The organism is Pseudomonas sp. NPDC098747, assembly GCF_044760045.1.
Classification (GTDB): Bacteria; Pseudomonadota; Gammaproteobacteria; order Pseudomonadales; family Pseudomonadaceae; genus Aquipseudomonas.
In genome coordinates, this window is record NZ_JBIWAL010000001.1 from 114,814 (window position 1) to 122,435 (window position 7,622).

The 7,622-nt window shown below is 58.0% G+C and carries 7 protein-coding genes and 1 pseudogene; 3 read left to right on the forward strand and 5 right to left on the reverse strand.

The annotated features are described in order from the left end of the window. Nucleotides 1–22: 22 nt before the first annotated feature. Nucleotides 23–2,146: a putative bifunctional diguanylate cyclase/phosphodiesterase gene (locus ACIQVE_RS00500; protein WP_402803493.1), complete on the reverse strand. Its 2,124-nt coding sequence runs from the start codon at nt 2,144–2,146 to the stop codon at nt 23–25. A 320-nt stretch (nt 2,147–2,466) separates the two neighbouring features. Here ACIQVE_RS00500 and ACIQVE_RS00505 point away from each other — a divergent pair, with 320 nt between their 5' ends. The 3 genes and pseudogenes from ACIQVE_RS00505 (at nt 2,467) to ACIQVE_RS00515 (ending at nt 4,511) form a co-directional block, all read left to right on the forward strand. Beyond that, complete coding sequence (locus tag ACIQVE_RS00505) at nt 2,467–3,135, forward strand: polysaccharide lyase family 7 protein (protein ID WP_402803496.1); 669 nt, start codon at nt 2,467–2,469, stop codon at nt 3,133–3,135. A 518-nt stretch (nt 3,136–3,653) separates the two neighbouring features. After that, nucleotides 3,654–4,015 (forward strand): annotated as a pseudogene (locus ACIQVE_RS00510) (DUF6124 family protein). 244 nt (nt 4,016–4,259) lie between these two features. After that, nucleotides 4,260–4,511 (forward strand): helix-turn-helix domain-containing protein, encoded by a 252-nt coding sequence (locus ACIQVE_RS00515; protein WP_402803498.1) that lies wholly within the window; start codon nt 4,260–4,262, stop codon nt 4,509–4,511. Nucleotides 4,512–4,608: 97 nt separating this feature from the next. Here the strand turns inward: ACIQVE_RS00515 and fba are convergent, their stop codons facing one another. The 4 genes from fba to ACIQVE_RS00535 form a co-directional block, all read right to left on the reverse strand. Beyond that, nucleotides 4,609–5,673: a class II fructose-bisphosphate aldolase gene (gene fba / locus ACIQVE_RS00520; RefSeq protein WP_402803500.1), complete on the reverse strand. Its 1,065-nt coding sequence runs from the start codon at nt 5,671–5,673 to the stop codon at nt 4,609–4,611. A 169-nt stretch (nt 5,674–5,842) separates the two neighbouring features. After that, nucleotides 5,843–6,175 (reverse strand): MliC family protein, encoded by a 333-nt coding sequence (locus ACIQVE_RS00525; RefSeq protein WP_402803502.1) that lies wholly within the window; start codon nt 6,173–6,175, stop codon nt 5,843–5,845. Nucleotides 6,176–6,232: 57 nt separating this feature from the next. Continuing rightward, on the reverse strand, nt 6,233–6,454 hold the full coding sequence (locus tag ACIQVE_RS00530; RefSeq protein ID WP_402803504.1) for a hypothetical protein: 222 nt from the start codon (nt 6,452–6,454) through the stop codon (nt 6,233–6,235). 34 nt (nt 6,455–6,488) lie between these two features. Next, complete coding sequence (locus ACIQVE_RS00535; RefSeq protein WP_402803695.1) at nt 6,489–7,622, reverse strand: phosphoglycerate kinase; 1,134 nt, start codon at nt 7,620–7,622, stop codon at nt 6,489–6,491.

The window sequence follows — 7,622 nt, forward strand, 5'->3', positions numbered from 1 at the left end:
AAGGTGCGCCAGTGTAGCGAATTCAACCGGGCAGCGCGCTCCAGTCGAAAGGTTCGGCAAAGCTTGCAGCCTCTTCGGCAATCAATGGATGCGCCACGAGGAAGCCTTGCACGTACTCGCAGCCGTGAGCTTGCAGCCATTGGTATTGCTCGATGGTCTCGACACCCTCGGCAATCACCAGCAAACCGTATTGCTTGCACAGATTGATCACCGTACTCACCAGATACGCGTCCTTTTTGGAGTCCGGCAACCGCGCAATCAGATGGCGATCGAGCTTGAGCGTGTCCAGCTCCAGGTCGCGCAGATGCGCCAGCGAACACGGCCCGGAACCGAAGTCGTCGAGCGCCACCCGCACCCCGAGATTGCGCAGCAAGCGCAACTGCTTACGGGTTTCGTCGGGGTTCTGCATCAAGGCTTCTTCGGTCACCTCGACCTCCAGTTGCCGTGGCTGCAAGGCATGTCGCTCCATGACCTGACGCAATTCGGTGACCAGATTGGGCAGGCTGAATTGGGTGTTGCTCAAACTCACACCGAGCACCAGGTCTTCGGCAAACAAGGTTTCCCAGGCTTTGCGCTGGCCGGCGCCGCGGTGATAAATCCAGCTGCCGAGGCGACTGATCAGCCGAGCCTCTTCCAGCAACGGCAGGAACAAACCCGGCGGCACATCACCCACGCTCGGGTGCTGCCACCGCAACAGCGCCTCGAAACCTCGGATCTGGCCAGTATCGATAGCGACCTGCGGTTGATAGACCAGATTGAAATCGCGGTTTTCGATGGCAGTGCGCACGCTTTCTTCGAGCATCAACCGCGAACGCGCACGGCCGTTCATCTCATGATCGTAGAAACGATACTGCTGACGCCCGGCACGCTTGGCTTCGTACATGGCAATGTCCGAGGCGCGCAGCAATCCGTCGAGATTCGATCCGCAATCCGGATAAGTGGCAATGCCGATGCTGGCGCCGAGGGCGATATCCAGTCCTTCGATCTGCTGGCAAATCGACACCCGTTCGATCAGTTTCTCGGCAATCTTCGCCGCGTGTTCAGGCAACTCCAGATCCAGCAGTGCGGTAAATTCGTCCCCGCCCATGCGCGCCAGAATATCGAAGGGCCGCAAACACGCCTTCAACTGCTCGGAGACCCAGCGCAAAACGCGGTCGCCCGCATCGTGACCCAGGGAATCGTTGACGCGTTTAAAGCCGTCGAGATCCAGATACAGCAGCACCCAACGGCTGTCGCTACGTTCGCCGCGCAATAGCAGGTTTTCGACGGTTTGATAAAAACCGCGACGATTGAGCAACCCGGTCAGCGGATCAGTGACTGCTTGATATTCAAGCTGCTGGTGCAGATGGCGCACCACCGACATGTCGAGGAGCGTCACCACCATGGCGCGCTGCTCGGCTGGCAACGGCGCACAGGACAACGCCACCGGAACTTGCTGCCCGGGCGCGGTACGCAGCAAAGCGTCATGCAGACGCAGGGTCTCGCCGCGCTGGTAACTGACGATGAACTCGGAATCGGCCCACAGCGCAATGTGCGGTTTCTGCAGATAATCGAGAAACTCCTTACCCTCCAACTCCTTCACGGGCGCATTAAGCAGCCGTGAAATCGCCGGATTGGCAAAGCGGATCAAACCGTTCTCGCCCAGTACCAGAATGCCTTCGGCGGCGTTATCCAGCACCGAAGCATTAAAGGCCCGAGCTGATTCCAGATCGCGGCTCAGACGCTGCAAGGCCCGGCGATTACGCTGCTGCTCCAGCAACGCTTGCACCTTGGGCTTGAGGATCTGCGGGTCGAAGGGTTTAAACAGATAATCCACCGCACCGCTGGCATAGCCCTTGATCACGGCATCCTGGGATTGCTCATTGGCGGTGAGGAAGATGATTGGCGTAAGGCTTGTACGCTGGCTGCCGCGCATCAGTCGCGCGACTTCATAACCGTCCATGCCCGGCATCTGCACATCCAGTAACACCAGATCGACGTCGTGTTCGAGCAGAATATTGAGCGCCTCGAAACCGGAGGCAGCGGTCATGACGTACCAATCCTGACGCTGCAACAACGCGCGCATGCTGATCAGGTTTTCAGGGTAATCATCTACGATCAAAAGGACAGAGCTGCCTTCACCTGGCGGGGGTCGCGCGCATTCCATGCTACTTCTCATGTCGGGACATCAGGGCGGTTCCGGTAAAAACCGTACACTTGCTGAGTCTTCACTCTAGTCTTGGATCCACAAAAGCAGAAGCTGTCATCAGGCCATCATTTAACCAATGTCTGGTCTAGCCGACTAACGGTCGCGCTTGAAGCGCCCTGAAACCGGGAAAGATGGCATTTCGACAGGATGTTGACGTCAACCGTCCGCCGGACGGCCGTTAACAAAATTTCCATCTGAGCTTATAAAGACCGCCCCAAAACGCGCGAGCTAGAGCTTCTGGCACGTGCGTGCAGTGAAACTTGAGTGGAAGAACCGACATGATCGATCTCGCAACCTGGAACCTCAGCGTTCCCGTTGGCAGCCCGCCATATACCGTCGAAACCTCCAAACTGGTGAAAGGCTTCAAGGATCAATACTTCCATTCTGACACCGGCACCCTATTCTTCTGGTCACCGGTTACCGGGTCAAAAACCGCAAACGCCATCTACCCGCGCACCGAACTTCGTGAGACCTACAGCAACGGCACCCTGCGCAACTGGTACTACCCGGACGCCGATAACCTGCTGCGCGCGACCGTCACGGTCAACAAAGTGCCAAGCTCGGGCAAAATCGTCATCGGCCAGATTCATGCTTATGAAAGCCAGAAGCCAATGCTCAAACTCGAATATCAATACAAGAGCAAAACCGAAACCGGCAACCTGGTGATAAAGGTGCGCATGCGCCCGGATGACGACGAAAGCCGCGTCATCACCCTTGCCACCGGGGTCAAAATGGATCGCGAATTCAACTACCTGATCCACCTCAGCCCCGGCGGCGCGCTGGGCGTGAGTGCGGCGGGTTATCAGTGGGATTCACAGATCAGCGCGACATGGCGCAATAAGCCGCTGTACTTCAAGGCTGGGGTTTATGTGCAGGACAACACGGGGTACACCAGTGAAGGTGGGCAGGTGACGTTCAGCAAGCTTGATATCGATCATGATAAGTAACGGGGCAGTACTGGCACCCCGATGCTAGGGATCTGGCAAAAAAACTGTGCCGAGGGGATTTATCCCCGATGGACTGCGAAGCAGGCCCCGCTTTCTGGGACCGCTTCGCGGTCCATCGGGGCGGTGCGACGTTTCGCTAAATCCCCTCGCGCCAAGCCAATCTCGTCGCTGTTTACCCCGGCGTTTAAAGACACGCAGCGTTACGTCATCCAGCCTACAACACCTTGCGTCGTTGCCTACCACTACGCCAGAATCCGCCGGCTTGTGCGCTTGAAGGGCCATCGGTAACTTGATTCGCGTCACTGATTTCCAGTGATCGGGTTTAGTAGCCCGTGGTTACGCGATGCGTATTGGTATCTATCAGTCAGGTATTTTTATACCTGCGCTTGATGGTAGCTGTACGCAGGGCGCCTTCGGGCGCGCCGGTCGCGTCTCCCCGGTCTACTAACCTGCGTTCAGCTGCCACCCCCGTCGTTTAGTAGCGATCCGGTGTCAGCTCCATTTACCGGAGACGAAACATGATCAAATCAACGCCACACCCGCCGGTCACCGACCCAGCGTCCCCCTACGAATCCCCCACCTCAAAAAAACTCAACGACGCCGCTGAACGCGCCCTAGACCATTACCTCAACCCCGCCGACCAAATCAGGGCGAGCACCAACGAGCCCGAGCCCATGTACCTCGCCAACCCGAAGTACACCCCGAATCCCTGCTGGCCAACGCCAGCGAAACCCTGGGCTCAGCCAGCGAAATGCTCAACAACTTCGCAGCGATGCTCGATACCTCGCACCGCAAGACAGCGCTGGGAATCGCCCAAGTAGTCATGCTCGGTGCGCTGGCGGTGAATCAGGCGCTGGATCATGTCGAGTTGAAGGAATAATCACTCATATCGGACTTTTCGTCGCGAAACACTAGGAATGTCCGTTATAGGTTTTTTAGCAGCTTCGCCAATCAAGGGACCATCCACTAGGAACCCGCTGCCACGTGGGTTTCTTGGAGAAGCGAGCTACGACCTGGGATCAATTGGCTGACTCCAGTTAGCCGCTCGCTGTGGAGTGAAATACGTCATAAATACAATGTGGCGTTTACGCCACATTCAGCTCTAAATGTTGCGCTGGGGGAACATGGATCACTTTCTATTAATCAGCCGTCTGGCCACCCAGTTACGCGAAAAGCGGTTAAACCGTGGTTTAACACAAGCACAGCTTGCCGATCTCGCGGGATTGACGCGATACAAAGTCATTGCGGTAGAGAAAGGCACCCTATCTGTCAGCATGAACGCCTATGCGCGGGTTCTCGGCGCTTTGGATTGTGAACTCGCTGTCGTTCCCGCTTTTATGCCAACTCTTGAAGAGCTTGCAGATTTATTCGAGTGATTTTCAGCGATCTGCATCGCTTCATTACGCAAAAACCACACCCACAAAAAACCCGCCTCACGGCGGGTTTCTTGAATCAGCGGTTGAACGCTCAGGCTTAGTTAACCTTGGCGTTCAACTCACCTTTCAGATAACGCTGGTACATCGCTTCCAGCGAGACCGGCTTGATCTTCGAAGCGTTACCGGCAGTGCCGAATGCTTCATAACGAGCGATACAGACGTCGCGCATTGCAGTAACGGTCGCGCCGAAGAACTTACGTGGGTCGAATTCGCTCGGGTTGGTGGCCATCAGGCGACGCATCGCACCGGTGGATGCCAGGCGCAGGTCGGTGTCGATGTTGACCTTGCGTACGCCGTGCTTGATGCCTTCGACGATTTCTTCAACCGGTACGCCGTAGGTTTCTTTGATGTCGCCGCCGTACTGGTTGATGATCGCCAGCCACTCTTGTGGAACCGACGAGGAACCGTGCATCACCAGGTGGGTGTTAGGGATGCGCTTGTGGATTTCCTTGATGCGGTCGATGGCCAGCACGTCGCCGGTAGGCGGTTTGGTGAACTTGTAGGCGCCGTGGCTGGTGCCGATGGCGATGGCCAATGCATCGACTTGGGTGCGCTTGACGAAGTCAGCGGCTTCTTCCGGGTCGGTCAGCATTTGGCTGTGATCCAGAACGCCTTCAGCGCCGATGCCGTCTTCTTCACCGGCCATGCCGGTTTCCAGCGAGCCCAGGCAACCCAGTTCGCCTTCAACCGAAACGCCGCAGGCGTGAGCCAGGGCCACGGTTTGTTGGGTCACACGGACGTTGTATTCGTAGTCGGTTGGGGTCTTGCCGTCTTCGCCCAGCGAGCCGTCCATCATCACCGAGCTGAAGCCCAGCTGGATCGAGCGCTGGCAGACGTCAGGGCTGGTGCCGTGGTCCTGGTGCATGCACACCGGGATGTGCGGGAATTCTTCGATCGCGGCCAGGATCAGGTGACGCAGGAATGGCGCGCCGGCGTATTTACGGGCGCCGGCCGAAGCCTGAACGATCACCGGGGAGTCAGTCTTGTCAGCGGCTTCCATGATGGCGCGCATCTGCTCAAGGTTGTTGACGTTGAAGGCTGGAACGCCGTAGCCGAACTCGGATGCGTGGTACAACATCTGGCGCATGCTGATAAGTGCCATTGTGTGTATCTCTCCCGGTTTGGGTCGTTAATCGTGCCAGCCTGCCGGAGCGGCGGCGGCTATTCAAGTGATTGCAGATCGGGGGTTAAGGCCCGGTCTGGTGATTCGATAAAGCAAATTCCTGAAAACACCACAGACCCCCTGTAGGAGTGAGCCTGCGGTGTTGCTACTACTCAGCTTTGCAGCCGCGGCCGATCAGGTCATTGGTGGCGACCCAGTACACCAGGCCTTCCTCACCCTTGACGTGAAACGCCAGCATGCCGTCGCTGTAGAGTACGCCCGAGGCGCCCGGCTCTTGTTTCAGGCGATAGACCTGATCGCCGCCGCCGAGGCGCACGTCGACTTCTTTTTGCCCGGCATCTGCGTAGCGCCAAAGCACTTTGGCTTGGCTGTCGCATGTCCAAGTAGTCCAGTTATCCACAGGTGCGGACGACTGAAACAGGTTCAACTGCGCGCAACCGCCCAACAATGCCAACGCCGCAATGGCGATCAAGCCTTTCATCCGTGTTCCTCGACTGACGGCACACGCCGCCAGCCCTGAGTTAAAGAGTCAGACCCGTCAAGGACAACCATGTTCCTTGGCCGGGGTTTGCGTCTCGTACTTGTCCAGACCGTCCGGCCCGGAACGCTTGTTCAGCACCGGATTGGTTTCGGCCTGCCAGTCCGCTTGATAACAGCTTTTCTGCGCCGCGCCTGGCGCAGGTGTAGGCTCGGCCTTCGGGTTACTCCCGCAGGCCGCCAGCGTACCGGTCAGCAACAACAGCGCTAACGACTTGACCATGTGAACACTCCTTTGCCTGGCCAAACGGGCGGCCTCAGGCCTTGGCCCGACTTTCCAGGACTTCAACGGCTGGAAGCACTTTGCCTTCGACGAATTCGAGGAACGCGCCACCCCCGGTGGAAATGTAGGAGATCTTTTCAGCCACGCCATATTTATCGATGGCCGCCAGGGTGTCGCCACCGCCAGCAATCGAGAACGCATCGCTGTCAGCAATGGCCTGAGCCAGTACTTTGGTGCCGTTGCCGAACTGGTCGAATTCGAACACGCCGACCGGGCCGTTCCACAGAATGGTTTTCGACGATTTCAGCAATCCGGCGAAATGGGCTGCGGTTTGCGGGCCGATATCCAGAATCATGTCGTCGGCAGCAACGTCAGCGATCAGTTTCACAGTTGCTTCAGCCGTTTCAGCGAATTCCTTGGCGACCACAACGTCAACTGGCAGCGGCACGCTGACCTTGGCGGCGATGGCGCGCGCGGTGTCCAGCAGATCCGGCTCGTACAGCGATTTGCCAACCGGGTGACCGGCCGCCGCGAGGAAGGTGTTGGCAATGCCGCCGCCGACGATCAGTTGATTACAGATCTGGCTCAGGCTGTTCAGCACATCGAGTTTGGTCGATACCTTGGAGCCGGCAACGATGGCAGCCATTGGTTGCGCAGGAGCGCCCAGCGCTTTGCCCAGTGCATCCAGCTCAGCGGCCAGCAGCGGGCCAGCGGCAGCGACTTTGGCAAACTTGGCAACGCCGTGGGTCGAACCCTCGGCGCGGTGAGCGGTGCCGAATGCGTCCATCACGAACACGTCGCACAGAGCGGCGTATTGCTGAGCCAGTTCGTCAGCGTTCTTTTTCTCGCCTTTGTTGAAGCGCACGTTTTCAAACAGCACGATGTCGCCGGCCTTGACGTCAACGCCGCCCAGGTAATCGACTACCAGCGGCACTTCACGGCCCAGCGCCTTGCTTAGATAGTCAGCCACTGGCTTGAGGCTGTTCTCGGCAGAGAACTCGCCTTCGGTCGGACGGCCAAGGTGCGAGCACACCATGACGGCGGCACCCTTTTCCAGGGCCAGCTTGATGGTCGGCAGCGAAGCCAGGATTCGCGCATCGCTGGTGACAACACCGTCCTTGACTGGGACGTTGAGGTCTTCGCGGATCAATACGCGCTTACCTTGCAG

Excerpts from the sequence above, each read along its gene's own strand:
- ACIQVE_RS00500 (WP_402803493.1), bottom strand. The coding sequence starts at position 2,146 with ATGGAATGCGCGCGACCCCCGCCAGGTGAAGGCAGCTCTGTCCTTTTG.
- ACIQVE_RS00505 (WP_402803496.1), top strand. The coding sequence starts at position 2,467 with ATGATCGATCTCGCAACCTGGAACCTCAGCGTTCCCGTTGGCAGCCCG.
- ACIQVE_RS00515 (WP_402803498.1), top strand. The coding sequence starts at position 4,260 with ATGGATCACTTTCTATTAATCAGCCGTCTGGCCACCCAGTTACGCGAA.
- fba (WP_402803500.1), bottom strand. The coding sequence starts at position 5,673 with ATGGCACTTATCAGCATGCGCCAGATGTTGTACCACGCATCCGAGTTC.
- ACIQVE_RS00525 (WP_402803502.1), bottom strand. The coding sequence starts at position 6,175 with ATGAAAGGCTTGATCGCCATTGCGGCGTTGGCATTGTTGGGCGGTTGC.
- ACIQVE_RS00530 (WP_402803504.1), bottom strand. The coding sequence starts at position 6,454 with ATGGTCAAGTCGTTAGCGCTGTTGTTGCTGACCGGTACGCTGGCGGCC.